Below are 24,639 nucleotides of genomic sequence, written 5' to 3'. Positions count from 1 at the left end.
TAGATAATCACGCCCGCCCGCATCGGCCAATCACTTGGCTGTGACACGGGCGGGAGATTTCTTTCCACGGCGTTAGCCACGCGCCAGATTGCGCAGAACGTAGTGAAGAATGCCGCCATTGCGGAAGTATTCCAGCTCGTTCTCCGTATCGATACGCGCACGAACAGGGGCGGACTTCCTCGTGCCGTCAGGGAAGGTGATCTCGACCGTCATCGATGCCCGAGGCTCAAGCTCGGACACGCCCTTGATGTTGACGGTCTCATCACCCTTCATGCCCAGGCCTTCCCAGGACACACCGTCCTCGAATTGCAGCGGCAGAACGCCCATGCCGATCAGGTTGGAGCGGTGGATCCGCTCAAAGCTCTCGGCGATGACAGCCTTTACGCCCAGCAGACGGGAGCCCTTGGCAGCCCAGTCCCGCGAGGAACCCGTGCCGTATTCCTTGCCACCGAACACAACCAGCGGCGTGCCCGCAGCCTGGTACTCCATGCAGGCATCATATATATCAACCTGCTTGCCATCTTTCAGCGTGTAACCACCCTCAACACCGTCCAGCATCTTGTTCTTGATGCGGATATTGGCGAACGTGCCGCGCATCATCACTTCGTGATTGCCGCGGCGGGAACCATAGGAGTTGAACTCCAGAACCGGTACCTGGCGCTCCTGCAGATAACGACCTGCGGGGCTGTCGGCCTTGATGGAACCAGCAGGAGAGATGTGGTCGGTGGTGATGCTGTCACCGAACAGACCCATGATCCTGGCGTCGACGACATCGCCTGGAGCTTCCGGCTCCATCGTCATGCCCTCGAAATAGGGTGGGTTCTGGACATAGGTGGACGTGTGATCCCAGCCATAGGTCAGGCCACCCGCAACATCGATGGACGCCCAGGCTTCATCACCCTTGAAAACGTCTGCGTATCGCTTGGCAAACATCTCCGGCGTGACAGCCGCCCTGACGGCTTCGGTGATTTCCTGATTGCTCGGCCAGATATCTTTCAGGAATACGTCATTGCCGTCCTGGTCCTGACCCAGCGGCTCGGTCGTGATGTCCTTGGTCATCGTACCGGCAATTGCGTAGGCCACGACCAGTGGCGGCGAGGCCAGATAGTTGGCGCGGATATCAGGGCTGATACGGCCCTCGAAATTACGGTTACCGGAAAGGACCGAAGTCGCAACCAGGTCATTCTCGTTGATCGCCTTGGAGATCGCCGGCGGCAGCGGTCCGGAGTTACCGATACAGGTCGTGCAGCCATATCCCACCAGGTTGAAGCCCAGCGCATCGAGATCATCCTGCAGGCCGGCCTTTTCCAGATAGTCGGTAACAACCTGGGAGCCCGGCGCCAGCGAGGTCTTGACCCACGGCTTGGTGCTCAACCCCTTGGCCAGAGCGTTGCGGGCCAGCAGGCCTGCGCCCAGAAGCACGGAGGGATTGGAGGTATTGGTACAGGAGGTGATGGCAGCGATGGCCACATCGCCATTGGTGAATTCCCAGTCCTCGCCTTCGACGGGCGCAGACTTGCCACGTTCATCACCCTTGCCGTACTCGCTCTCCATGATGTCGGAGAAACCCTGTGCTGCCTGGGTCAGCGCGATCCAGTCCTGGGGGCGTTTGGGGCCTGACAGAGCCGGCACAACGGTCGTCATGTCTAGGTGCAGCGTGTCTGTGAAGATAGGGTCTTCCTCGTATTCCGGTCGGAACATGCCCTGCGCCTTGGAATAAGCCTCCACGAGTGCTACACGCTTGTCATCACGACCCGTGGCGCGCAAGTATTCCAGCGTTTCATTGTCCACCGCGAAAAAACCGCACGTCGCACCGTATTCCGGCGCCATGTTGGCAATGGTCGCCTCGTCCTCGAGTGAGAGATTATTGAGACCCTCGCCGTAGAACTCGACAAATTTCCCGACCACACCCCGCGCGCGGAGCATTTCCACGACCTTCAAAACGAGGTCGGTGGCCGTCGCGCCTTCCGGAAGCTTGCCGGTCAGCTCGAAACCAATGACTTCCGGGATCAGCATGGAGACCGGCTGGCCCAGCATCGCCGCTTCGGCCTCGATACCGCCCACACCCCAGCCCAGCACGGCCAGGCCGTTGATCATGGTGGTATGGCTGTCCGTACCCACACAAGTGTCGGGATAGGCGATGGTTTCGCCGTTCTCATCCCTGGTCCAGACAGTCTGGGCCAGGTTTTCAAGGTTCACCTGGTGGATAATGCCGGTTCCAGGAGGAACGACCCGGAAATTATCGAACGCCTTGGCGCCCCATTTGAGGAATTTGTAACGCTCACCATTGCGCTCGTACTCGCGCTCCACATTGCGCGCGAAACTGTTCTCGCCACCAAAGAAATCGACCATCACCGAGTGGTCGATGACCAGGTCAACGGGCACCTGGGGGTTGATACGTTTCGGGTCGGCGCCCAGCTTGCCCGCTGCGTCGCGCATGGCTGCCAGGTCGACAACGGCGGGAACTCCGGTGAAGTCCTGCATGACCACGCGGGCCGGGCGATAGGCAATCTCGTGCGTGGATGTCTGCGTCGTGACCCACTCGGCCATGGCCTCGATATCGGCCTTGGTGACGGTCTTTCCGTCTTCGAACCGCAGCAGGTTCTCAAGCAGGACCTTGAGCGATGTAGGCAGGCGTGACACGCCGGTCAGGCCATTCGCTTCAGCCACTTTCAGGTCGAAATATGAATAGGTTTCACCGGCCGCGGTGAGGGTGCTTTTGCAGGAAAAACTGTCCAAAGAAGCCATTGCTGTTCCTCATGTCCAAATCAAGCCACGCCGTGATCACGGCGGGCACACGTATGATTGGGTGGCGCCGTCGCTGCGCAGGCAGCGGTCGCAAGGACTGGCGCATCCGCCATAAGGGACGGATCCGGTCGTGACCGATTGCGCGCTTTTTAGCCGCACCAGCCCGTTGCTGCAATGCACAGTCTTCGCGTTGACCTCGGCATGGAAGTTGGGCGACATGCCATCAATGACGAATGAAACCGCCTCAATTCCGGATCTGTCTGATCTTGAAGCCCAATCCCTGAGCGTCAGCGGACTGGCCCTCAAGCGCGGGGATTTCATCCTGCGCGAGGATATCTCATTCGCGCTCAATCCGGGCGACGCCCTCTTCCTGACGGGGCGCAATGGATCGGGCAAGACAACGCTGTTGCGCACGCTGGCCGGATTTTTACCGCCTGCCGAAGGCCATATCCAGCTCGGTAAGAGCAGTGACCCGGCAGAGCTGATCGCCTGGCTGGGTCATACGGACGGGCTGAAACCGAATGAAACCCTCCGCAAATCCCTGCGTTTCTGGTCAGGCATGGCCGGGCAGCCGGGCAAGGTCATCATGCCTGTCCTCAAGGCGCTGGACATCGGTCATCTGATCGACCGACCTCCGGCTCGTCTGTCCAGAGGGCAGCAAAGGCGCGGCGCCATGGCCCGTCTCGCGGTGATGAACCGCCCTTTCTGGCTGATGGACGAACCTGCCGGACCGCTCGACCGGGCCGGGCGCGATCGTCTGGGCAAGCTTGTGGCCTGGCATCGCAGCCGTGGCGGCATCGTCATTGCGGCCACGCACCAGGATCTGGACTGGGCAGGGGCCCAGCGTCTTGAACTGGGAGGCGGGCTGTGAGCGGGCTCTGGCGCATCCTGGCCCGCGAGGCCGGACTTGCCTGGGCAGGCGGCGGTGGTGCAGCAGGACCGACAGCGTTTTTCCTGGCCTGTATTACGCTTGGCCCGCTGGCCATTGGCGCGGAAAGCGAGACACTGGTCACGGTCGGCCCGGGGATTATGGGAATCTCAGCCCTGCTTGCCGTCCTCCAGTTCGGCGAGCGCAGTTTTGCCGACGACTTCTTTGACGGCACGTTGGAGCTTTACGCGCTTTCAACTGTCAGCCTTCCTGTCCTCGCCTTTGCCAAGGTCATGGGACAGGCCATCGCAACACTCTGGGCGCTGCCACTGATCGGTGCGCTGGGCAGCATGATGTACGGGCTGGGCGGGAGCGAGATCCTCGTCGTCTTCTGCGGATTGCTGTCCGCTATCCCGGCGCTTGCCCTGGTCGCCGGCTTTGCCAGCGCGCTCTCCGCCGGTGTTCGCCGGGGCGGCCTGCTGATTTCTCTCATCGCCATACCGATGATGATCCCCGTCCTGGTTTTTGCAGCGGGCGCCGGGCGCGCCGCACTGGACGGTGATTTTGACCGCGCCTGGGCGACCGTCCTGCTGACACTAGCGGTTTCCCTGGGCACATCGGCACTGATGCCATTTGGTATCGCCGCCGCCATGCGGTCACGCCTGGGCTAGCGCCAGCACCGTTATTCAGCCTGTTTCCGCGCCGCCTCTTGAATCCCTCGCTAAAAGCACCACATTGCCTATCACGTGATAGGTAGATTTGATCATGCAGCTATATTCCAATTTCAATGAACGTGTTGTCCTGCGCCCGGAAGACCGCAAATGGGTGGCTTCGCCGGCCTCCGGCGTAGAGCGACAGATGCTCGACCGGATCGGCGACGAAGTAGCTCGCGCCACGACCATTGTGCGTTTCGCGCCCAATTCCAGCTTTGATGCTCACGCCCATGAGATGGGCGAGGAGTATCTCGTCCTGGACGGAGTGTTCTCCGACGAAAGCGGTGACTATTCCGCGGGCCACTACGTGCGCAATCCGCCGGGCTCCTCGCACACGCCCCTCACCAAGGAGGGTGCGACCATCTTTGTCAAATTGCGCCAGTTCGACCCGATGGACCTTGCCCAGAAGGTCATAGACACACGAAGCGCCGAGTTCTCACCCGGCCTGGTGGATGGGCTTTCGGTACTGCCGCTGCACACGGCGGGTACGGAAAGCGTCGCCCTGGTGAAATGGGAACCGGGCACGCAGTTCAACCGGCACCGCCACTGGGGCGGCGAGGAAATCCTGGTGCTGGATGGGACGTTCCAGGACGAGCTGGGCGACTACCCCAAGGGCACCTGGCTGCGAAACCCGCACCTGTCCGAACACACGCCCTTCAGCGAGGAGGGATGCCTGATCTATGTGAAGACGGGTCACTTGCCCGCCTGACCATCCTCCCGCCAGGCTGGAGACTGGGTTTCACGCATTGAAGGCAGAACCCCCAGGACAGGATGTGCTTTCGGGGACGCGGCATGCGACACTCGGACAGTTGCCCCCATGCCCCGCGCGCAGTAAGTGCAAGACATGCTGTCCTACTTTTCCAACCCCCAGCGATTTGACGCCCTGGCGAAATGGGCCATCCCGCTCTGTGCCATCGGGTCCGCGATATTGTTTGCGCTCGGGATGTACTACTCGTTTTTCGCCTCACCCCCGGACTATCAGCAGGGCGAGACGATCCGCATCATGTACGTACACGTACCTGCCGCCTACATGGCGTCAGCGCTATATGCGGCAATGGCCGGCGCGAGTTTCATCTTCTTTGTCTGGCGCCACTCGCTGGCTGATGCCGCCGCCGAGGTCATGGCTCCAATCGGCGCTGTTTTCACCCTCCTGGCGCTGATCACCGGAGCTGTCTGGGGCAAGCCGATGTGGGGAACCTGGTGGGACTGGGATGCTCGCATGACATCCGTCCTCGTCATGTTCCTGGTTTATCTGGGCTACATAGCGCTGCGCACCGCCATCGAGGATCGGGCGCTGGCGGCCCGCATGTCCGCCATCCTGGCCATGGCGGGCATGATCAATCTGGTCATTGTCAAATTCTCGGTAGACTGGTGGTCCAGCCTGCATCAGCCCGCGTCGATCATCCGTGCCGACGGGCCGACCATTGATGGCAGTCAGCTGATCCCGCTCTTTCTGATGATGGGGGCCTATACCCTGCTTGCGGCATGGCTGGTCTTCTATCGCCTGCGCACCCGAACGCGCCTGCAGCGCATCCGAGCCATGGTCAGCCGTCGCGAGCGTGGCGAGGATGCATCATGACCGAGTTTTTCGTCATGGGCGGGTATGCGCCTTACGTCTGGAGTGCCTGGGGGGCGTCAGCCCTTGCCATTGTCGCGCTGATCGTCTTCGCTCTTCTGGAACGCGCCGGGGCTGATGCCCGCCTGCGCGAACTGGAAGAGGATGAGGGGTAATGCGGCTAATTCAGATCCTGGCAGCCATTGTGCTGGTTGCACTGGCCGGTGCTGTTGGCTGGCACCAGTACAAACTGGCCAATCCGACGACAGCCCCGCTGCCCGCGATCACTCTGGACTCACTGGACGGCGAACCCGGCTTCGATCTCACCGCTCTGAACGGTTCCGGCTTGCTCAACGTGTTTGCATCGGAGTGCATCGACTGCCGCAGTGAAATGCCGCTCCTCCTGGCCCTGCAGGCCGAAGGCGTGACGATCTATGGCATCTCAACCGATGTGTCTGCAGACCAGACGATGGGCTTTCTGGACGAGGTCGGTAATCCCTATGCCGGACTGATGCGGGCCGAACGCGGCGCCATCGCCGGGGCGTTTGGTGAGGTCTCTCTTCCGTACACGCTGATCCTGTCGAATGACGGCGAAGTGCTCGCCTATATCGAGGGCCCGGTGACCGTAAATATCCTGCGCAACCAGATCTATCCGATGCTGGACCGCCAAGCCCAGCTGGCGCGATAGAGCGCTAGCCCTCGGCGGCTTCCTGTTTGCGGGCTTTTTTCTTGGCTTTCTTGGCCTTTTTGGCCTTTTCCTTGGCCTTGGCTTTTTCCTTGGCCTTCTTCTTCGCCTTCTTCTTTTTCTCTTTTTCCTTCTTGCGAAGTTTTTCAGCGGCTTCTTCACCCTTTTCCAGCGTCAGGGCGATGCGGCGCAGGGTTTCCAGGAAGCTCGCACGCTTGTTCTTGGGCAAGGCCGAAAGGATAGCCGCATCAGCATCCATCGCGCCGAGCGTCGCCGCCTCCAGCAAGGTGCGCCCTTCAGCGGACAGGTGAATGGCGTTGGCCCGCGCATCACCCGGCAGTTTCTCACGCACAAGCATACCATTGCGCACCATGCGCGCGACGAGCTCCGCCAGAGTAGAGCGATCAATTCCCGTTGCCTTGACCAGTTCGGTCTGGGTCAGTCCCTCTCGCTCGGCCGTTGCATGCAGTACAGCAAACTGACGCTGGGTCAGCTTGGCGCCGGCCATGGCCTTGGAAAATCGTTCTGCGGCAAATTGTTGGGCGCGGTGAAGCAGGTGCCCCGGCGACTGCGCCAGGTTGAAGTCTGCTGGGTCAGGCTGTGAACTCGACATATCCCACTCCACTCCATGCCCTTGGGCTTATAGAGCGGGAATATAACGCAACAATGACAATCGTCCGAATACGGATTGTCGCGCTAGCTGTCTTTGTCCTCGCCCGCATCCTCGGCACCCAGGGCCTGGTATTTGGAAAGCAGCGGCATTTGCGCCAGCATGAAACCCATGCCCAGGAAAAGAATGGCCAGCTTGGAATTGGCCCAGAAGGACTCGGTGATCGAGAATTCGGCGAACCAGCGCGCGCTCTCCGGAACCGAACCGTCGGAAATATGCCGCCAGAGGAACTCGTTGAGCAGGGCCAGGAACTGGAACCAGATCGCCCAGCGAATGGCGAAAATCGTCCAGGCTTCGTCCGGCAGCTTGAAAAGATGTTCGAAGAAGATCTTCCACACATTCATCTGGAAGGCCATCGATACCAGGATTAGCCACGAGAAGAACATGTTGATGATGGTCGGCTTCACATAGATGAAGATCGGGTCCTGCAGCCAGATTCCCATCGCGCCAAAGCCGAGCACGATGACAGTCGTCATCACCAGCATCGGCGGAACTCGTTTTTCCAGTCGTATCGCCATGAACATGGCGAGGGTCGCTGCGACCATGTAGGCGCCTGTGCCGATATAGATGGCCTGATCTGCAAACCAGAAGCGCGACAGATTGTAGACGACAATCCAGACACCGATCGGGCCGGCATCAATCAGCAGGCGGGAGTTGGACGGCTTGTCGGCGGTTTTATCAGTCACGGGCAAAACTCCAGCTGGGCACACGCAAGCGATATGGCTGCACCCGGGACAAGATCAAGCAGAAAAATCGGCGGGACCTGACAAGGCCCCGCCGACATGATTAGCGGCCATCCATCACGTTGGGAATGTCCGTGAAGGGCTGGATGCCGAATTCCGGATAGATTTCGGTCGGGAAATAGACCCGGCCATCGGCCATAACCATGGAAATGGTCTTGATCGCCCTGAAGTCTTCCGACGGGTCACCCGGGATCAGGAAGAAGTCGGCCATTTTGCCCACCTCGATCGTGCCCAGATCATCACCCGCACCCAGATAGTCGGCCATCTGCCAGCTTCCCCAGCCGACGATCTCGGCCGGCGTCATGCCGATGTTCTGATACAGCTCCAGCTCGCGATGCAGGGTGAAGGAGCCGCCCAGGTCCGTGCCCGGAACCATGAAAATTCCGCGCTCGTGCATCATCCGCAGGACCTCGGTCAGCTGATCGAATGCTCCACGATAATTGGCATCATCCTCGGCATTGGCGATATCGGCCCAGGCCGTCCGCGCGCTGCGCTGGTTGGAGACCGGCATGTTGTCGATATAGTCGACGACGCCCGGCGACAGCGTGCCATTTCGCGAGAGCAACAGTGCCTCATGAATCGCATAGGTCGGATCGAGGGCCACGCCACGCTCGACCATCGCATCCATGGTTGCCTGCACACGATCACTGCTGAGATCGAGACCCGGCAGACGACGCAGGGCTGTCAGACGCAGGAGAGTCCGGGTGTCCTCGCCCTCTTCCAGCACCCAGCCCAGCGCGATCTGGTTGATGTGGGTCATCTCGTCATAACCAGCCGCGATCATGGCATCGGCATTGGTAAAGGCCGGCACGTGACCCGCCACACGCATGCCCTGGGCATGCGCCTCGGCGATGACTGCCGGGATCCATTCCGGGTTCATGGAGTTGTAGATCTTCACCTGGTGGAAGCCACGCGCGGCATAGGCCTGAACCGCCGCGACAGCCTCTTCCTCATTGGTCACCAGGATGCCGTTATTGGAATTGAAAGGGCTGCGCCCCTCGATAAAACCGGAACGGAACAGGCGTGGACCAGCAACGCGCCCGGACTGGATATTGGCTTCCAGACCATCAAGCACGTCATTGTTATTGCCCATATCACGGACACTGGTGACACCGGCAGCGATGTTCAGGAAAGCACTCGTCTCTCCCATATGACCGTGCATGTCGAACAGGCCCGGGACCAGCGTGCCGCCGGCACCGTCGATGACGACCTCACCCTCACCGCGCGCATCAGCGGCCTCGATCCGGTCGATACGATTGTCGACAACAACCACGGAGACTGGCTCGCCCATCGTCTCGTTGCGGCTGTCGAAGATGCGGACATTGGCGATACGCACCGGCGCGTCGTAATCATGCACGACACGCTGCTGGATTTCCTCGAAACGGCGTGCGCCGTATTCCGCAGCGATACCGCGAAGACGCTCGTCCTCGCCCTCATATCCGGCCTCAAGGATCGCAAAACCCGGCGTGATGATGCCAAAGAAGGCATTCTCATACATCAGGAAATAGGTCGGGTTGAGACCAGTGCCGGACAGGGCATAACTCGTCACGGTGCGGTCACCGTTTTCACCGGTCACATCCACGTCCTCGATCTCGGACAGGCTCAGCTCGCCACCCGGGAGCGCGGCCAGACGACCATCTTCCTGCTCGATCAGGGCGCGCGCTGCGATCGCCAACCAATAGGGGCTGGCGTTTTCAGGCACATAGAAGGCGTCACCGGCCGGAACGGCCTGATCAGAACCGGTATTGTCGGTCCAGCGCGCTTCGCCATCGACGAGCTCGAAACTTTCATCGATCGGATTGCCAAAGGTCGAGGCCCCCTCGATGCTCCAGCTTTCCGGCAAGCCGTTTTCATCCAGGCGAACACTCTCGACCATGGTCGGGCCGCGGCCATTATTGCGGTACTCGTAATCGATGGCATAACCGTCATCCGACGTCGCGATCTCCAGCGCGCCGATCGGTGTGCCGCCTACCAGCACGGTGAAATTGGAGGCTTCCTCCACCGACTGCATACCGCTGTCCGCCGGAGCGCGGTTCTCGCCCGCGGGCTGGCACGCAGCCAGAGCCGCCAGCGCGATGCCGGCACCAAGCCATTTCATCGAATGCATGATCTTGTTCCCCTCATGAACTTCGGATCAGAGGAGTAGCAGTTTTCCCGCAAAGAGCGAAATCCGCGTCAGCGCAGTGGTGGTGTCTGGTAAAGCCGGATTTTGGTACCGCCATGATCAACGACCGGACCCGGCTTGCCGAACGGCAATCCTGTCGCCTTCGCCAATTGCGAAGACGAGGTGATGATGCCGACGCGCCAGCCGGAAAAACGGCTTCTCAGCGCATGTCCAATGGAGCTGTAGACCGCATTAAGCTTCTTTCGATCACCAATCCGGCCGCCATAGGGCGGATTGATGATGATCAGGCCAGGATCGCAGTCTGGCGGTTGCAGATCACGCACCGAAACATGCGAAAACGCGCACAGCGGCGCGACGCCAGATCGCTCGGCATTTTCACCGCTCATGCGTATGGCGCCGGGATCGCGGTCCGATCCGAAGAAGCGCAGATCGCTGGAATGCGTGTCAGCCTCTTCCCGCATCTTCGCCCAGCGTTTCGCATCAAAGGTCTTGAGATACTGGAAAGCGAAGTCACGCGATCGGCCGGGATTCAGGCCCAGCGCAATCTCGGCGGCCTCGATGACAAAGGTGCCAGAGCCACACATCGGGTCCAGCACAGCCTCCTGGCCCGCATAGCCACAATCACGCAGGAATAGCGACGCCAGCGTCTCGCGCATGGGCGCGCGATTGACCGCTGCCTTGTGGCCACGCCGGTGCAACAGCTCGCCGGACGTATCCAGGCTGATCGTGCACTGATCGTGTTCGATACGGACCATGACGCGGATATCCGCCTCGGTCTCGATGCTCGCGCCGGCCTCTTCACGGATCGCCGTCTCGACCCGCTGGGTCGCAGCTTTTTCGTGATAGATCTTGGACTTGCGACAGGTCGCGTCGACCCGGACCGAATGCCGGCGATCAATCAGGTCCGCCCAGGGCACGCGCCGGGCGCGCTTGTCCAGCTGGGCCAGGTGCACGGCATGGAAGACACCGACGCGCACGAGCACGCGAGTCGCTCCGCGCAGTTCAAGATTGGCGCGCCAGACCTCGGCCCAGTCGCCGCGCAGATTGACCCCGCCCGTCTCGACCTTGCCGACGGCAAAACCCTTTTCACGCGCCTCATCCGCCAGCAGGTTTTCCAGCCCGGGCGCCACAATCAGGAAAATGTCGAGTTGATCAGTCATCGCGGATGCTTATCGCATGGCCGCGATAGCGTCGATACAGGCGTGCCGTCAGTCCTTCACCCGCCAGGGCGGGTCCACGCGGTTCTTGCCGGCGTGATAGATCTTGATCAGATGGCCGTCCGGGTCGCGCAGGATGGCTTCACGCCACAGCCAGCCCATGTCCTCGGGATCAGTCTCGAACTCGAAACCGCGCTCCTTGAGCCGGTCGACTTCCTTGTCGACCTTGTCGCATTCCAGATAGATCACCGCGCCCGGCTGTACCGGAGCATCATTGTGGTGAAGCGAAAACGTCGTGTCCCCGTCCGGCGCCAGGAAACGCGTATAATGGGGCGAATCCACCAGAAGGCGGAAACCCAGACGCATGTAGAAGGATTTTGAGCGAGAGATATCGCTCACCGGGATGGTGATCTGATTAAGGCGCATCGGCTTCAGCGGCGCGTGGGTTTGCAATCTGGTCAAGTGGACGAATCATGCGGTCGACCGCGAGATCAGACAACAAAAATGCCCAACCCTCGCTCGCATTTATTATGCGTGCTGCGTCGTCCTCGGCATCATCCGTCACCGCCGTCGTACGGATCCGGGCCCACCGGGTTTCGCCCTGGGCGATGATATCCAGCGTCACGCGCATTCCGCTGAATGTTTCTGCTGTGTGGAAGGCCACCACGGACCCGGTCAGACGATCCATGCGCCGCACATCGCGGAAACGCAAACGTCCGAGCGCAGTGGCAGGACCATTCCCCGCTCCGGCGGTGATCGGCTGCCAGCCCGTCGGCTCACGCAGGGAGAAATTCCGGGAGGTCTGCGCCGCCCGAACAAGCCGGTATTGCGGACCGGTTTCAGGGCGGATCTCCGCGGCAGCTATGTCGTTGCGACCAAGTGCCAGGAAATCAAGCGCCAGCCACTCATCGGCCGACTGCCCAAGGAGGCTGGTATCCACGTCCGCATCAAAGCGCGCCGCATAGGTTCGTGCTTCTCCCGGTGTCCGCAGATACAGCGTATCGCCGCGTGCAGTGCCCAGCAGGATATCCTCCAGCACATTGCCCTCAGCATCACGCAGTATCACCCGGTTGCCACCATTTTCCTCGCCTTCGGTGGCAAGGGAGAGGCGGGCATGTTTGGCCGGATCGGCCGTGCGCGCGCCCTCATATTCCAGGCTCATCAGTAGGTTATCCAGCGCCGCCAGGCGTTCCGGGCGCACCGGATATCCATCCCGGCTCGGCATGACCCATCCGGCATCCGTGCGGGCGATGACAAATCGTTCCTGCGCATTGATGATTTCGATTTCGCGCGCGGACTGGACGTTTTCACTCCAGTTCGCCAGCACCGGCCCACTGACCGAGGGGGCCCAGACCTGACGGGCATCCATGAAGGACAGCGAGATCGCAGCCACAAGCATGATCACCGCAGCGGCGCCAGTAACGCCTAGGTGTTTCAGCCTTTGCTGATCGAGACGCTGGCTCATCCACGCCCCCTGCGACGACGGAAGATCGCGCCGGCAATGCCCGCGAAGATCACGAGGGCCGGCGGGACACCGATGGTCCAGAATTGCAGGCTGGCATCCAGCGCATCGATATCCTCACGGAATTCGCGCTCGATCTCGCGCAGGCGTTCGCGGGTTTCCGAGATCTGGCGACGCAACGCCTGTGCCTCGGCCTGGCCAGTACGCGCAGCATCGCTGGCAAGGGCCGATGCAGACCCGGATCGTGTCAGGCTCTGGAGGCGTTGCTGCGCCGCCTCAATCTCGCTTTCCAGCTGGGTCTGGAGCTCGAAATACTCGGTCTCGGCCTCGCTTCGCAGTCGATCCACCGTGGTCATGGAGCGGTTGGCCGGGGTCCGTGAACGCAGGCTGATCAGGGCCCGGTCACCGACCGAGCTGTCGATCAGATTGAGCGCCAGATTGAGATTATCGGCAACGATATAGTCACCGAGGGACGGGTCGGATCTCACGAAGTAGGCGTTATCAAGCCAGTCTGCATCCGCGACAACAATGATCTCCCCGGGCACATCGGACAGTTCGCGATGATCGCCGGGATTGAAGATCAGGTCAGAGGCGGGAGGGCCTTCCGGAAAAGCCGTGGTGATACCGCCTTCCAGGCGCGCCGCCAGGGTGATGGGCAAGGGCGCGGCCTCATAGTCCCTCAGGAGCTGGTCCGGTGAGGGCGAGCCGGCAGCGATATCCGCGTCAAGCAGGGAGCCTTCGGGTGAGGTCGCGATCAGCGGGGTGACCTGGAAGCTGCTCTCGACATCAAAGAACAACGCGCCGGGCGATCCGAAATTCACACCGAGATCCAGGTTGGACGTCGCCAGGTCGTCATTGTTCATGAAACCGCCTGGCACCGAGAACCAGAGCGGATAGGCCAGCGTTCGTGCACGCCCATCCGCTTCGCGCACCTGGACATCGAGGCCCAGCGTGCGGTCCATGGCGACGGTTTCACGATCCCATTGCACCCCCCAGTGCGCCATCAGCAGGCCCAGGTCGGAGCCTCGATCTGCATCAAGTGGCGGGAGACCGTCAGGATCGGGACGCAGAGCCATGTGAGCCATCGGGTCCAGCATGACCAACAGGCGACCGCGGGTCACCGCGAACTGGTCTACAAGATAAAGCTCGGTCTCGGACAGAGCCCAGGGATGCAATACCAGCAGGGCCGAAGCATCAGGGATTTCCTCAAACCCGCGCTCGACCCAGACCAGCTCATATCTTCCTGCCAACTCACTGACAAAACGGTTCGGCGCGCCATCATCCGGCGATATGGGCAGTGAGGTCAAAATGGCCAGGCGCGGAGCCTGCAGACGCTCGATATCAGCGATGGTGCGGGAGAGTTCATATTCCAGCCGAGCCTCATTGGCGGGGTCAAACAGTGCAATCACGGCAGCTTCATCCACCGAATTGCGCGCCACCAGGCCAAAGAAGATCTGCTCACCCGTTTCCGTCGGCAGGGCTGTCAGACCGTATTCCAGCGCCGCGTCCTCGTCGGCGGAGAACGGGGCCGGATCGATCTCGACCAGGCGAATTCGCCCGCCACTGCGCTCCTCATAGGCGCGCAGGAATTCACGAACACGCGTCGCATAGCTGCGAATGGCCGGGCTGTCAGCCGCGATCGAGCGCGAATAGTAGAAGCGCCACTCGACTGGCTCGACCAGGCGATCAATGATCTCCTGGCTACCCTCGGACAGGCGATAAAGCCCGCTCTGGGTCAGATCGAGGCGCGCGCCACGAAGGGCATGCCCGGCAAAATGATTTCCGGCAACGAACAGGATAATGATCGAGAGGATCATCAGCGGGAGATAGAGCGAGCGTTTCATCGCCCGCCTCCCCGGCGCTCAGCGATCAGCACACCTGCACAGGACAGGGAGGCCGCGATCAGGCCGATGAAATAGACAAGGTCCGGAAGGCCAATCACGCCATAACGAAAGGCATTGTAGTGTTCCAGTGCGGACAGGCCGGCAATGAATTCGGTGAGCCAGACAGGCGCCCCTTCGCCCAGCCCTGACAGAACCAGCGGCAAACCCGCCATAGTCAGCAGGAATGCCGCCCCACAGCCCAGGACAAAAGCGACGACCTGATTGGAGGTGGTCGCCGACAGCGCCTGACCGACGGCCAGATAGCCCCCCGCCAGGAAAAGCGCGCCCAGATAACCCGTTGCTATCGCGGTATTGTCCGGCGAGCCCAGATAGTTGACCGCGATCCACAAGGGCCAGGTCAGGATGAGGGCGGCAGCCGCCACGCTCCAGGCCGCGAGAAACTTGCCGAAGGTCGACGCCCACAACGGGATAGGCAGGGCCATCAGGAATTCCAGCGTGCCGCGATCGCGCTCCTCGGCCCAGCTGCGCATGGCGAGGGCCGGCATAAGGATGACCAGCAACCACGGCATCCAGTCGAACATCGGCGCCAGATCGGCGCGATTGGTGTCAAAAAACCGACCGACATGGAAGGTGAAGGCCGGTGCGCAAAGGGCATACACCGCCAGAAAGACATAGGCCAGGGGTGTCTGGAAATAGCTGGTCAGTTCACGCCGGTAGACGGCCAGGAGGGCATTGATCAAACGACGCTCTCCCGGGTGTGCGGACGCTCTAGCGTGAGGTCTCGGAAAGCGCTTTCAACCGTGTGATCCTGACCCTGTTCGGCCAGGGTGTGCGGTGAACCGTCAAAGAGGATCTTGCCCCGCGCCACAATCATCGCGCGGGAACACACGGCCGGAACCTCTTCCAGGATGTGCGTGGAGATGATGATCGCCTTTTCGTGCGCCATTTCGCGGATCAGGTTGCGCACACCGTCCTTCTGGTTGGGATCAAGGCCATCGGTTGGTTCATCGAGAACCAGGACAGCCGGGTCGTGTGCGATGGCCGCTGCCAGCGCGGCACGACGCTTGAACCCCTTGGACAGTGTCCCGATCGGCTGGTCCGCAGCCTCGCCCAGGCGCGTGCGTTCAATCGCCAGCCCGGTCGCGCGATTAACAGCGTCAGCTGCAAAACCGCGTGCCCTGAGGCCGAATTTCACAAAGCCACGCGGCGTCATGGCCGGGTAGGCCGGCGCGCCCTCAGGCAGAAAACCCAGGCGTGACTGCGCCTCGAGACGCTGGGCGACACAATCATATCCGGCGATGGAGGCAGAGCCGCCATCCGGTTCCAGACAGCCCGCCAGCATGCGCATTGTCGTGGTTTTCCCGGCACCATTCGGACCGAGAAAGCCCAGGACCTCGCCACGCTCGAGCGTAAACGAGATGTCATCCACCGCGCGGTGGGAACCAAAATTCTTGATCAGCCGGTCGGCTACAAGCATGGACAATGCTCACCTTCTTCGGCCCTAGCGTTAGCGCGCGAATACCGGCTTGGCCAGCCCCAAGTCAGGTTTAGGTTTCCAAGGCTTAGTGAAGGGGTGTCGACCGGAGGCTAGCTCCATGATCCGGGGGGCTGGGGGGGCTGTCTAAAACCAGGATCTGAAGCCGTCTGCGACCGGCCGACGCCCAAAAACTGGCGATCCCATGTGGCGGCATGGTGCCGGGAATAAGGCGACTTTTGGGCAGTGCCTAAAATGTTTGTAAGCTAGTATGTGTTACTCAGCTGTCAGGAGAAAATGTGTGTTTGAAAGCTCGCAAGCCGGGAAGTCTGCGCCAATTGGCGTCATGTGGCATCGTCGCGAACTCGACGAGATCCTGAAAGTCTATGGCCGCTTTGTCGCCCAGGGCGAATGGAAGGACTACGCCATTGACGGGCTGAAGGATTGTGCCGTGTTCTCGATCTTCCGGCGAGCCAGTGAAATGCCCATGTACACGGTTGTTAAAACCCCGGGCGATGCCCAGAAACAGGGCCAGTACAAGGTCGTCTCGATGACCGGCCAGATCCTCAAGCGCGGCCAGGACCTCAAACAGGTCCTGCGGGTGTTTGACAAGAAACGCTTCTCAATCGTCGACTAGGCTTTCCGACACCGCCAAAGAAAAACCCCCGGCCGCCTGGCCGGGGGTTTTCTGTTTGAATGGACCACGTCCTATTCGCGGCCGAGCAGCGACAGGATGATCTGGAACATGTTCACGAATGCGAGATACAGGTTCAGCGCACCGAAATTGGTCATGACCGCCATGGAGCGCGTGTCACCAGCGATCTCGTGATAGGTGACTTTCAGCGCCTGGGTCTGGAAGGCCGTCAGACCAGCCATCAGCAACAGAACGCCGAATTGCAGTGCCAGTTCCAGCATGCCGGACTGGAAGAAGAACGCATTCATGATACCCAGGGCAAGCGCACCCCAGACTGCCATGAAAATGAACGTCCCCATCGGCATCAGGTTTCGCTTGGTCGTATAGCCAAATACCGAAAGTGCGAGGAACGCGCTCGAAGTGATGAAGAACGCCTGCGCAATCGTACCCCAATCGACGCTCAGCGAACCACGGAAAGTATCCACCGACTGGCCACTCGTCGCCAGGATCACCCAGAAGCTGAGAGAAGCACCGATCAAGGAAACCACCGCCCAGTACAGGAAGCCGGAAGCGGCCGGAGACGGATTGCGCATCAGGAAATTGCTGCCCAGGAGCAGTACAATCGGTCCCCACTGAACGACGTAGAAGAGCGGTGTTCCGAAAACCAGCTGGGTCAGTGGAGCGAATGTGCCAACGCTGTACGCGATGAGCGCCGAGACAATCAGGCCCAGGCCCATTTTGTTGTAAACGCCAAGCATGAAGCTGCGCAGGCCAGCATCAACCGACATGTCCATCGACGGAGCACTGCCATAAGTGCGGGAAAAATCGTTCATTGTTTACGTCTCACATTAGCTGAGGGCGCGCACAGCGCTTTGCGGGGAATATTGTCGTTTTGGTTGCAAATAGCAAGGAGGGACGGGAACCGTTTGCGTCCCCCTCTGGCGGAAAAGACCCCTCAAAAATCATTGCTATGACATGGCGATTGGCCTAATCCGGCCTCATGTCGCTTCGCCTGTTTGCCGCCCTTCCCATCGAGCGCGATACCGCCCGAGAGCTGAAACGCCTGCACAAAGGTGTCCCCGGCGCCCGCTGGCGACCGCTGGAGAATTTCCACATCACCCTGCGCTTTTTCGGCGATGTCGATGAGCGCCAGCTGGAAGACCTGGATGCGGAGCTCTCCGCGATCATGCTGCCGCAATTCGCCTACGAGCTTGGAACAGCCAACTGGTTCGGCAAGTCCGATCCACACACATTGTGGATGAGCGTGGACGGAGGTGAGCCGCTGCTGGAACTCAACGCGGCCTGCGAGCGTGCAGCACGACGCGCTGGCCTGAAGGCTGAAACACGTCATTTCAAGCCGCATCTTACCATGGCCTATCTGCACAACACGCCCGTTGACCGGCTGCGCAGCTTTGTCGATCGCACGCTGGATTATCGATCCGGCCCGCTGATGGCTCAGTATTTCTCGCTGTACAAGAGCCACCCCCGCAAGGGCGAAACAAACATCTACGAGCCCATCGCCGACTACCCGCTCGGCTGAACCGAGCAATTTCGGTCATAGATCCGAGCCATCTTTTGTCGTGTCCTGCTTCCGGATGTGCTGCAGAAAGAATGTGTTCGATGAAATTGTCCGCCGGAAAACTGATTGCAGGTGTTTTTGCGACCTCGCTGGTCCTGAGCTGCGCCAATGCCCCGCTGGCACTGGCCCATGAACTTGCCTAGGACGAGAGCGCGCATACCCGCACCGTGATGGACCTTGCCTATTATGACGGCGCCGATTTCGATGATCGCAGACACCGGCTCAATCTTGTCTTGCCGGCCGAGGGCACACCTCGCGCAACGGTCCTGTGGATCCATGGTGGCGCCTGGGCAGCTGGCGACAGATCCCGTGAAATGACCCTGGCCCAGGGTCTGGCAGACCAGGGCATCGCCGTGGCCGTCATGTCCTATCGCCTGTCTCCCGGCCGCTGGATGTCAGAGCGCCTGCCGGACGAAGGTATCCAGCACCCCGAACATATCCGCGATGTCGCCCGCGCCTTTGCCTGGCTGTGGAATAATGGCGCAGATCACGGCCTCGACCGCGACGCCCTGTTCGTCTCCGGCTATTCGGCTGGCGGACATCTCTCGGCATTGCTGGCCATGGATGAGAGTTACCTTGCAGAACAGGGTCTGGACGGCAACACCGTGCGCGGCGCCATTCCGGTCGCCGGTGCCTATGACATCGAAAACTACTACGAGCTGATCCGGGAAGGATTGGGCGAAGAGGTGGCTGTCGGCCATGTGCTTGGCGTTTTTGGTCCAAGCGAAGGACACGCAGCCGCCTCTCCTGCCTCCTATCTGGACGGCTATGACACGCCCACACTCATCATCTCGGAAGGTGAAAGCGCGATCTACACGCAGCATTTCGAAGGCATTGTCGAGGAACACCCATCCAATGACGTGATCGACTTTGTCTATTTCTCCGAGGAGACGCACAACTCGCTATTCTTCCAGCTTGCCGATGCGGAAGCCTCCAGCGCCGCACGTGATGCCATGGTTTCCTTCATTGATCAGACCTTGAGAAACTGATCGGTGACCTCGCCGCTGCCTGTCTGTGACGGAAAGTGAGCACGTCGAACAGACGGCAGCGGCGAAATCCCCTTCACCCAGATCGTGGCGCCGGCACACCGGCTCCACGTCGATCGATCCGGTCAACCTGCCGCACTGTTCCCGGATTGATCTCTCCCGCCTGACGTTGGCGAGGACAAATGCCTCAGTCGCGCCGAGCTTGCCCTGAGACACCCCTCGATGACTTTGGGCGGCGGTGCCGGTCTTTCCTCTCACCCGAGAGAGGAAGGCCGGTACCGTCATACTTTACGGGGTCGGCAATCAGTGAAGACGCGCAGTCGCGCGCATGAATTGCGCAGGCGTCTGGCCGATATGGCGCCGAAATGCCCGGGCAAAACTCGATCGGTCCGAATACCCGAGACGCAGGGCAACATCTTCGAGCGGTTCGGAAATCTCGCGCGCGACATCCATGGCAGCAAGCAAGCGCTTACTGGTCCAATAGCGCTTGGGAGAGGTGCCATACGCAGCCTTGAAGCTTCGCATGAAGTGGAATTTGGACATACCGGTTTCGCGGCAAAGCCGGTCGATATCCAGACTGCCCTCTACGCAATCCTCCAGAAAAGCCCGGGCCAGTTCGAGACGGCAGAGCAGGGCCGAACGCGCCAGTTCACGCTCCAGTCCAAGGCGGAGGAAATGCTCTGACATCGCGCCGGCAATCGAAACACCCTGCTCCTGCAAGGTTCCCAGACTATCCTGGCCGTCCAGCCCCGTCAGGCTTTTGCTATCTGACCGGTTAAAGAGCTCGAGCGCGGTTTCCATATAGGCGGCAGGCGCCCGCGTACGAACATAGGGCGCGCTGATGGCCCGAGACTTGTCCTCATCTACATATAGACAGAGCCCACGCGTGGGATGCGCTGCGTCGACCTCACAGCTCAACTCCATGTCCGGGCGCACCAGCAACATCTGGCCGGCTTCGACAGCAATTTGCTGGTCGCGATGGCGGTAGATTTCCCGCCCCTGCAGTACAAGCTTGATAGAGCCAAGGCTGGAGGCGAGCTTCATCCCACCGCTCGACACTCTTGAAAACACGGCTGCCGGTGAGTTTCGCCGGTTTGTCTTGCCGGTCGCCTCGCTGATACGCACGATCTCCATGCCGTCTGTCTAGAAAGCAATGGAACCGGGGTCATCTTAAATCGCTGTCAGATCAGCTGGCGCGAGTTTGCAGCGCGGCAATGAGCGCGTCGACACCCGCCTCGATTTCATCGGCGGTGAGCTCGAACGCAGCGTCATCATCATAATAGGGATCCGCAACATCCTCGTGAGCCAAATTGCTCCAGCTCAGCAGGAGAGTGTTCTCGGCGACGCCATCCTGCGGGCGATATCGCTGCAGGTGGTCCAGATGACTGCGATCGAGCGCGATTATGTAGTCGAACTCGAAATGGTCAGCAGCGTCCAGTTGACGTGCCCGTAGACTATCGATCGGATAACCTCGTCGATATGCAACAGCCCTCGCCCTCGGGTCAGGTGCCTCGCCGACATGCCAGGCCCCGGTTCCAGCGGAATCGATATGCCAGTCCAGTCCAAGAGCCTGAACGCGATATCGCGCATATCCATCCGCCAGCGGCGACCGACAGATATTCCCGGTGCACAGAAACAGGATACGGGTCATGTCTCGCCGGTCTCAGACGTCTTCATGATCTTCCGGCTTGGGTTCGCGCTGGACCTGCAGGCACAGCGTCGCCCGGGTGCCACCGGTTGGCTTGCCCTCGATCCGGACATACCCCTCCATCAGCCTGGCGATGCGCCAGCAGATCGCCAGGCCTACTCCGAACTCGGACTCATTGATCGGACGCTCACTGTCAACCAAGAGTTCGAGCAACTCCCCGTCCAACCCGACACCGGTGTCATCAACCACGAATTCCAGCCAGAGCCGCTCTGAACCGGCAGAACGGACGGTGGTTTCGATGGTCACTTCACCGGACGGCGTATACTTGATCGCGTTCGAGACGATATTGGTCAGGGCCTGTTTCACCAACATCTGATCACTGATCACATCGCGATTGGCGTTTTCCCCACAGCGCGTCTCGAATTTCAGCCCCTTCCGGGTCGCGAACGGCGTAAACAGGGCCTGGACGCTCGTCGCCAGGTCACACGGGTTGAAGGCGACGGTTCGCAATTCCCTCTGGCCACTTTGCAGGCGTGCAAGATCGAGGACATCACTGATGCGGGTCAGCATCGCCTGGGCGGATTGTTCAAGTGTGGACAACAGCTTGCCCTGCTCGTCCGTCAAGTCCGTATTGGCCAGCAAATTGCCCAGTCCGATGATCCCGTTGAGAGGGGTACGCAATTCATGGCTGATGGCAACCAGGAAGTCAGTCTTGGACTTCGCCGCATCTCGCTGGATCTGTTCAGCCGCAGCCAGCTGGTCACCGACTTCGCGGTTGCTACCCAGCTCGTCGGCCATTTCCTCGGCATCTCGCCGCATATCGCTGAAGGACTGTCCGAACCGCGACAACAAGCGCAGGAATCCGACCACCAGCAGTGCGGTCGCCGCGACATCAGTAAACAGGCGCACATCGGAGTGCATAAGCCGCGAGAAGGCCGCGATTGCCTCGGGGGAGGAGAAGGCCGGACCCACAAGCAGCCAGAAGAAATCAATGGCGTGAAAAATCGTCCATATACCCAAGCCCGCACACAGGAGATTGATCTCCATGGAGATGTTGGCGATGCGAGAATTTTGGGCATAACGGACCAGCGAGACAATCGCGATGATTGTCACAGCGATATAGAATAAATCTAGGACGCTCGTTACGAGCACTGAGTCCAAGATCATCGCCTACCCTTTAGGGTGCCCCCAATGGCCCGCGCACACTGCCCAAGCAGTGTAAACACGGGCTTAACCAATCCAAGCATCCCAATTCAGGTTTGCGAGCAATGGTCTCGAAGTAAAGCACTGATCCGCCAAATGAATTTTTCATAACCGATATTAAATCGGATCATCGGCCGGGAAATTGGGGGCGATGCTGTTCTATAGCACTGGAATTTCAGCTGTTTACGCCAAGTTTGCGTTTTCTGCGTGCAAGCAGCTGCAAGCGAAGCGCGTTCAGGCGAATGAAACCCTCGGCATCCTTCTGATCGTAAACATCATCTTCTTCGAACGTGACGTGTTCGAGTGAATACAAGGAGTTCTCAGAGCTGCGCCCGACCACATCCGCGCGACCCTTGAAGAGTTTCACACGCACCTCGCCATCGACAAATTCCTGGCTGGCATCAATTGCCGCCTGCAGCATTTCGCGCTCCGGTGAGAACCAGAATCCCTCATAGAGAAGCTTGGCGTAACGCGGCATCAATTCATCCTTCAGATGGGCTGCGCCACGGTCCATGGTGATCTGCTCGATCCCGCGATGAGCTGCCATCAGGATCGTGCCGCCCGGGGTCTCGTAGATGCCGCGGGACTTCATGCCAACAAAACGGTTCTCCACCAGGTCGAGGCGGCCAATACCGTGGACACGGCCCAGATCATTCAGGCGTGTCAGGATGGTGGCAGGAGAAAGTTCCTCACCATTCAGCGACACCGCGTCACCGCGTTTGAATCCGATAGCGATGTATTCCGCCTCGTCAGGCGCGTCTTCCGGACGCCCTGTTCGCTGATAGACAATCTCGAATGCTTCCTCGGCCGGATCTTCCAGCATCTTGCCCTCCGAAGAAGTGTGCCAGAGATTGGCATCTACGGAGAAGGGCGCCTCACCGCGCTTGTCAGTTGGTACATCGATGCCATTGGCTTCAGCGTATTCGATCAACTTGGTGCGCGACGTCAGGTCCCACTCACGCCATGGCGCGATGACCTTGAGGTCCGGATCCAACGCATAGACGCCAAGCTCGAAGCGTACCTGGTCATTACCCTTGCCCGTGGCACCGTGTGCAACGGCATCAGCACCGGTCGCATGGGCAATATCAACCAGACGCTTGGATATCAGCGGACGGGCGATCGAGGTCCCAAGGAGATAGAGACCCTCATATACGGCGTTTGCACGCACCATAGGGTAGACATAATCACGAACGAAATCCTCGCGGAGGTCCTCGATGAAGATCTCGGATACACCCGCCGCCTCGGCTTTCTGTCGGGCCGGCTCCAACTCCTCACCCTGGCCGAGATCGGCTGTAAAGGTGACGACTTCAGCATCATACTTGTCCTGAAGCCATTTCAGGATGACCGAAGTATCCAGACCACCGGAATAGGCAAGGACGACTTTCTTGATCGGGCGCGAAGCGGACATGGGCGTTTCCTCAACTGATTTCCCACTCGCTAACGCCGTCTTGATGTTCCCGCAAGCATGCCGGCAAAGAAACTGCAGGCAAACCGGCTATTCATCCGTGTCACTGGACGCATGTGTCTCGCGGTCCGGATCGGATTTCCAGACAATATAGGAATAGACAATCCCAAAGGCTGCCGGGCCGATGGCGCCAATCAAAAGTATCAGGAAAGCAAATTTGACTGGCAGCAGAACCACAGCAGCCAGCATGACCAACCCACCGATCACCATCAGCCGACCCGTCACCCGATGCGTCTTGTCCCAGGCCAGGTCCGAGGACAGAGTCCAGGGTGTGCGAATACCGAAAAACCAGTTGGGACGCGCCTTGCCAAGCATATTGCCAATCGCGATCAGGAGGATGCTGACACCACCTGACACCAACTGGGGCATGACATCAGCGCCTCCATTGGCCAACTGGCCTGTCGCAGCAAGTACGACAGCGACATGCACCGCTGTCACCAGGGCCAGCACACCGATCCAGGTCACAAGATAGGCGGGTGAAGAGCGGCGGAGATTGTTGCCGCGGGTGTCGATCATCGGCAGAACCGCCATCAACACCACCGTCCCAGTGATGAAAAGCGGCATCAGGAACAGGGCTTCGAACGGCGAGCCGAACCGATCCGGCTGCCCCTCCAGCCCCCAGTGCAGCGGTAGTTCCGTGCCCGGTTCGACATTCATGAAGCCATAAACCGACATCGCCCAGATCGCGATGAGGAAGGGGGCCGAGAGAAGAAGGCCTTTGCGGATCATTCGTTTTCTCCTTTGTTTTCTCCGGACTCTTCCTTGCCGACCAATTCCATCAGCCAGCCAATCGCCTCATCGGCGACCGAGACATTAAGCCGGTAGCGGATGGTCGTGCCGTGACGCTCCGACAGGATCAAACCCGCTTCCTTCAAGATGTTGAAATGGCCGGACATGGTCGGTTTGGACACGGGGAAACGCTCGGCGAGTTCGCCGGCAGCGCAGGGTCCACCCCGCAAATCCTTGAGGACCTGGCGCCGAACAGGATGTGCCAGCGCCTTGAATACGTCAGACATGAATCGCTTCTAGCAAAAAATTCGCCTATTGCCTAATTTGGCTTTTTCCTAAATATTCTGCGAA

Annotated in this window: 26 protein-coding genes and 1 pseudogene; 9 read left to right on the top strand and 18 right to left on the bottom strand. The window is 60.0% G+C overall.

The genetic code is table 11. The annotated features are described in order from the left end of the window. Positions 1-72: 72 nt before the first annotated feature. Entirely contained in the window at positions 73-2,748 is a 2,676-nt protein-coding gene (gene acnA, locus SIC17_RS08530; RefSeq protein ID WP_412545088.1) for an aconitate hydratase AcnA, read from the bottom strand. 226 nt (positions 2,749-2,974) lie between these two features. Here acnA and ccmA point away from each other — a divergent pair, with 226 nt between their 5' ends. From ccmA to SIC17_RS08500, 6 genes are all read left to right on the top strand, one after another. Then, on the top strand, positions 2,975-3,619 hold the full coding sequence (gene ccmA, locus SIC17_RS08525; RefSeq protein ID WP_412545087.1) for a heme ABC exporter ATP-binding protein CcmA: 645 nt from the start codon (positions 2,975-2,977) through the stop codon (positions 3,617-3,619). After that, on the top strand, positions 3,616-4,287 hold the full coding sequence (locus tag SIC17_RS08520) for a heme exporter protein CcmB (RefSeq protein WP_291891006.1): 672 nt from the start codon (positions 3,616-3,618) through the stop codon (positions 4,285-4,287). Before ccmA ends, SIC17_RS08520 begins: the two co-directional genes overlap by 4 nt. 94 nt (positions 4,288-4,381) lie before the next feature. After that, the gene (locus SIC17_RS08515; RefSeq protein ID WP_412545086.1) at positions 4,382-5,038 is read left to right on the top strand and encodes a cupin domain-containing protein; all 657 of its coding nucleotides are present in this window, start codon (positions 4,382-4,384) and stop codon (positions 5,036-5,038) included. A 135-nt stretch (positions 5,039-5,173) separates the two neighbouring features. Beyond that, positions 5,174-5,908, top strand: coding sequence for a heme ABC transporter permease (locus tag SIC17_RS08510; protein ID WP_412545085.1), 735 nt, complete (start codon positions 5,174-5,176; stop codon positions 5,906-5,908). Beyond that, positions 5,905-6,060: a heme exporter protein CcmD gene (ccmD, locus tag SIC17_RS08505; RefSeq protein ID WP_412545084.1), complete on the top strand. Its 156-nt coding sequence runs from the start codon at positions 5,905-5,907 to the stop codon at positions 6,058-6,060. Before SIC17_RS08510 ends, ccmD begins: the two co-directional genes overlap by 4 nt. Next, positions 6,060-6,572, top strand: a complete 513-nt coding sequence (locus SIC17_RS08500; RefSeq protein WP_412545083.1) for a TlpA family protein disulfide reductase — start codon at positions 6,060-6,062, stop codon at positions 6,570-6,572. The genes ccmD and SIC17_RS08500 overlap by 1 nt, the downstream gene beginning before the upstream one ends. Before the next feature lie 4 nt (positions 6,573-6,576). Here SIC17_RS08500 and SIC17_RS08495 read toward each other — a convergent pair whose 3' ends face one another. From SIC17_RS08495 to SIC17_RS08450, 10 genes and pseudogenes are all read right to left on the bottom strand, one after another. Next, complete coding sequence (locus tag SIC17_RS08495) at positions 6,577-7,182, bottom strand: MarR family winged helix-turn-helix transcriptional regulator (protein ID WP_412545082.1); 606 nt, start codon at positions 7,180-7,182, stop codon at positions 6,577-6,579. 83 nt (positions 7,183-7,265) lie between these two features. After that, the gene (locus SIC17_RS08490) at positions 7,266-7,925 is read right to left on the bottom strand and encodes an inner membrane-spanning protein YciB (RefSeq protein ID WP_412545081.1); all 660 of its coding nucleotides are present in this window, start codon (positions 7,923-7,925) and stop codon (positions 7,266-7,268) included. 100 nt (positions 7,926-8,025) lie between these two features. Then, a complete protein-coding gene (locus SIC17_RS08485) occupies positions 8,026-10,089 on the bottom strand; it encodes an amidohydrolase family protein (protein WP_412545080.1) in 2,064 nt (687 codons plus the stop codon). A 68-nt stretch (positions 10,090-10,157) separates the two neighbouring features. Then, positions 10,158-11,267 carry a THUMP domain-containing class I SAM-dependent RNA methyltransferase gene (locus tag SIC17_RS08480; protein WP_291890998.1) on the bottom strand — a complete coding sequence of 370 codons (1,110 nt, stop codon included), beginning with the start codon at positions 11,265-11,267 and terminating at the stop codon, positions 10,158-10,160. Between the two features lie 48 nt (positions 11,268-11,315). Then, positions 11,316-11,690, bottom strand: coding sequence for a VOC family protein (locus SIC17_RS08475; protein ID WP_291890997.1), 375 nt, complete (start codon positions 11,688-11,690; stop codon positions 11,316-11,318). Further along, the gene (locus SIC17_RS08470) at positions 11,680-12,729 is read right to left on the bottom strand and encodes a DUF4340 domain-containing protein (RefSeq protein WP_412545079.1); all 1,050 of its coding nucleotides are present in this window, start codon (positions 12,727-12,729) and stop codon (positions 11,680-11,682) included. The genes SIC17_RS08475 and SIC17_RS08470 overlap by 11 nt, the downstream gene beginning before the upstream one ends. Then, positions 12,726-14,570 (bottom strand): GldG family protein, encoded by a 1,845-nt coding sequence (locus SIC17_RS08465; protein ID WP_291890995.1) that lies wholly within the window; start codon positions 14,568-14,570, stop codon positions 12,726-12,728. The genes SIC17_RS08470 and SIC17_RS08465 overlap by 4 nt, the downstream gene beginning before the upstream one ends. Continuing rightward, the gene (locus SIC17_RS08460; protein ID WP_412545078.1) at positions 14,567-15,310 is read right to left on the bottom strand and encodes an ABC transporter permease subunit; all 744 of its coding nucleotides are present in this window, start codon (positions 15,308-15,310) and stop codon (positions 14,567-14,569) included. Before SIC17_RS08460 ends, SIC17_RS08465 begins: the two co-directional genes overlap by 4 nt. Continuing rightward, on the bottom strand, positions 15,307-15,621 hold the full coding sequence (locus tag SIC17_RS08455; RefSeq protein WP_412546913.1) for a hypothetical protein: 315 nt from the start codon (positions 15,619-15,621) through the stop codon (positions 15,307-15,309). The genes SIC17_RS08460 and SIC17_RS08455 overlap by 4 nt, the downstream gene beginning before the upstream one ends. A gap of 6 nt (positions 15,622-15,627) precedes the next feature. Further along, positions 15,628-16,002: pseudogene (locus SIC17_RS08450) on the bottom strand (ATP-binding cassette domain-containing protein); the annotation flags it as partial. A 388-nt stretch (positions 16,003-16,390) separates the two neighbouring features. On the opposite strand from SIC17_RS08450, the gene SIC17_RS08445 reads away from it, so the two are divergent. Further along, positions 16,391-16,681, top strand: a complete 291-nt coding sequence (locus SIC17_RS08445; RefSeq protein ID WP_412546912.1) for a DUF2794 domain-containing protein — start codon at positions 16,391-16,393, stop codon at positions 16,679-16,681. A gap of 71 nt (positions 16,682-16,752) precedes the next feature. Here SIC17_RS08445 and SIC17_RS08440 read toward each other — a convergent pair whose 3' ends face one another. Then, on the bottom strand, positions 16,753-17,511 hold the full coding sequence (locus SIC17_RS08440) for a Bax inhibitor-1 family protein (protein WP_412545077.1): 759 nt from the start codon (positions 17,509-17,511) through the stop codon (positions 16,753-16,755). Between the two features lie 167 nt (positions 17,512-17,678). Here SIC17_RS08440 and thpR point away from each other — a divergent pair, with 167 nt between their 5' ends. Together thpR and SIC17_RS08430 are read left to right on the top strand one after the other, a co-directional pair. Continuing rightward, entirely contained in the window at positions 17,679-18,218 is a 540-nt protein-coding gene (gene thpR, locus SIC17_RS08435) for an RNA 2',3'-cyclic phosphodiesterase (protein ID WP_412545076.1), read from the top strand. A 209-nt stretch (positions 18,219-18,427) separates the two neighbouring features. Further along, positions 18,428-19,246 (top strand): alpha/beta hydrolase, encoded by an 819-nt coding sequence (locus SIC17_RS08430; RefSeq protein ID WP_412545075.1) that lies wholly within the window; start codon positions 18,428-18,430, stop codon positions 19,244-19,246. 300 nt (positions 19,247-19,546) lie between these two features. Here SIC17_RS08430 and SIC17_RS08425 read toward each other — a convergent pair whose 3' ends face one another. The 6 genes from SIC17_RS08425 to SIC17_RS08400 form a co-directional block, all read right to left on the bottom strand. Further along, entirely contained in the window at positions 19,547-20,377 is an 831-nt protein-coding gene (locus SIC17_RS08425; RefSeq protein WP_412545074.1) for an AraC family transcriptional regulator, read from the bottom strand. Between the two features lie 52 nt (positions 20,378-20,429). Next, positions 20,430-20,894 (bottom strand): low molecular weight protein-tyrosine-phosphatase, encoded by a 465-nt coding sequence (locus SIC17_RS08420; RefSeq protein ID WP_291890988.1) that lies wholly within the window; start codon positions 20,892-20,894, stop codon positions 20,430-20,432. A 12-nt stretch (positions 20,895-20,906) separates the two neighbouring features. Next, on the bottom strand, positions 20,907-22,004 hold the full coding sequence (locus SIC17_RS08415; protein ID WP_412545073.1) for a sensor histidine kinase: 1,098 nt from the start codon (positions 22,002-22,004) through the stop codon (positions 20,907-20,909). A gap of 265 nt (positions 22,005-22,269) precedes the next feature. Then, positions 22,270-23,502, bottom strand: a complete 1,233-nt coding sequence (locus SIC17_RS08410; RefSeq protein WP_291890987.1) for an argininosuccinate synthase — start codon at positions 23,500-23,502, stop codon at positions 22,270-22,272. A gap of 87 nt (positions 23,503-23,589) precedes the next feature. Further along, complete coding sequence (locus tag SIC17_RS08405; RefSeq protein WP_412545072.1) at positions 23,590-24,288, bottom strand: SdpI family protein; 699 nt, start codon at positions 24,286-24,288, stop codon at positions 23,590-23,592. Further along, on the bottom strand, positions 24,285-24,575 hold the full coding sequence (locus SIC17_RS08400; RefSeq protein ID WP_291890985.1) for an autorepressor SdpR family transcription factor: 291 nt from the start codon (positions 24,573-24,575) through the stop codon (positions 24,285-24,287). Before SIC17_RS08400 ends, SIC17_RS08405 begins: the two co-directional genes overlap by 4 nt. Between the last annotated feature and the right edge of the window lie 64 nt (positions 24,576-24,639).

The organism is Maricaulis sp. MIT060901 (genome assembly GCF_047123815.1).
Lineage (GTDB): Bacteria > Pseudomonadota > Alphaproteobacteria > Caulobacterales > Maricaulaceae > Maricaulis.
Note: the sequence above shows the minus strand (reverse complement) of the source record. Positions and strands in the feature narration are given on the sequence as shown.

What these genes read in the sequence shown, in the direction of transcription:
- acnA (WP_412545088.1), bottom strand. Translation starts at nt 2,748, where the DNA reads ATGGCTTCTTTGGACAGTTTTTCCTGCAAAAGCACCCTCACCGCGGCC.
- ccmA (WP_412545087.1), top strand. Translation starts at nt 2,975, where the DNA reads ATGACGAATGAAACCGCCTCAATTCCGGATCTGTCTGATCTTGAAGCC.
- SIC17_RS08515 (WP_412545086.1), top strand. Translation starts at nt 4,382, where the DNA reads ATGCAGCTATATTCCAATTTCAATGAACGTGTTGTCCTGCGCCCGGAA.
- SIC17_RS08510 (WP_412545085.1), top strand. Translation starts at nt 5,174, where the DNA reads ATGCTGTCCTACTTTTCCAACCCCCAGCGATTTGACGCCCTGGCGAAA.
- ccmD (WP_412545084.1), top strand. Translation starts at nt 5,905, where the DNA reads ATGACCGAGTTTTTCGTCATGGGCGGGTATGCGCCTTACGTCTGGAGT.
- SIC17_RS08500 (WP_412545083.1), top strand. Translation starts at nt 6,060, where the DNA reads ATGCGGCTAATTCAGATCCTGGCAGCCATTGTGCTGGTTGCACTGGCC.
- SIC17_RS08495 (WP_412545082.1), bottom strand. Translation starts at nt 7,182, where the DNA reads ATGTCGAGTTCACAGCCTGACCCAGCAGACTTCAACCTGGCGCAGTCG.
- SIC17_RS08485 (WP_412545080.1), bottom strand. Translation starts at nt 10,089, where the DNA reads ATGCATTCGATGAAATGGCTTGGTGCCGGCATCGCGCTGGCGGCTCTG.
- SIC17_RS08480 (WP_291890998.1), bottom strand. Translation starts at nt 11,267, where the DNA reads ATGACTGATCAACTCGACATTTTCCTGATTGTGGCGCCCGGGCTGGAA.
- SIC17_RS08475 (WP_291890997.1), bottom strand. Translation starts at nt 11,690, where the DNA reads ATGCGCCTTAATCAGATCACCATCCCGGTGAGCGATATCTCTCGCTCA.
- SIC17_RS08470 (WP_412545079.1), bottom strand. Translation starts at nt 12,729, where the DNA reads ATGAGCCAGCGTCTCGATCAGCAAAGGCTGAAACACCTAGGCGTTACT.
- SIC17_RS08465 (WP_291890995.1), bottom strand. Translation starts at nt 14,570, where the DNA reads ATGAAACGCTCGCTCTATCTCCCGCTGATGATCCTCTCGATCATTATC.
- SIC17_RS08445 (WP_412546912.1), top strand. Translation starts at nt 16,391, where the DNA reads ATGTGGCATCGTCGCGAACTCGACGAGATCCTGAAAGTCTATGGCCGC.
- SIC17_RS08440 (WP_412545077.1), bottom strand. Translation starts at nt 17,511, where the DNA reads ATGAACGATTTTTCCCGCACTTATGGCAGTGCTCCGTCGATGGACATG.
- thpR (WP_412545076.1), top strand. Translation starts at nt 17,679, where the DNA reads ATGTCGCTTCGCCTGTTTGCCGCCCTTCCCATCGAGCGCGATACCGCC.
- SIC17_RS08430 (WP_412545075.1), top strand. Translation starts at nt 18,428, where the DNA reads ATGGACCTTGCCTATTATGACGGCGCCGATTTCGATGATCGCAGACAC.
- SIC17_RS08425 (WP_412545074.1), bottom strand. Translation starts at nt 20,377, where the DNA reads ATGGAGATCGTGCGTATCAGCGAGGCGACCGGCAAGACAAACCGGCGA.
- SIC17_RS08420 (WP_291890988.1), bottom strand. Translation starts at nt 20,894, where the DNA reads ATGACCCGTATCCTGTTTCTGTGCACCGGGAATATCTGTCGGTCGCCG.
- SIC17_RS08410 (WP_291890987.1), bottom strand. Translation starts at nt 23,502, where the DNA reads ATGTCCGCTTCGCGCCCGATCAAGAAAGTCGTCCTTGCCTATTCCGGT.
- SIC17_RS08405 (WP_412545072.1), bottom strand. Translation starts at nt 24,288, where the DNA reads ATGATCCGCAAAGGCCTTCTTCTCTCGGCCCCCTTCCTCATCGCGATC.
- SIC17_RS08400 (WP_291890985.1), bottom strand. Translation starts at nt 24,575, where the DNA reads ATGTCTGACGTATTCAAGGCGCTGGCACATCCTGTTCGGCGCCAGGTC.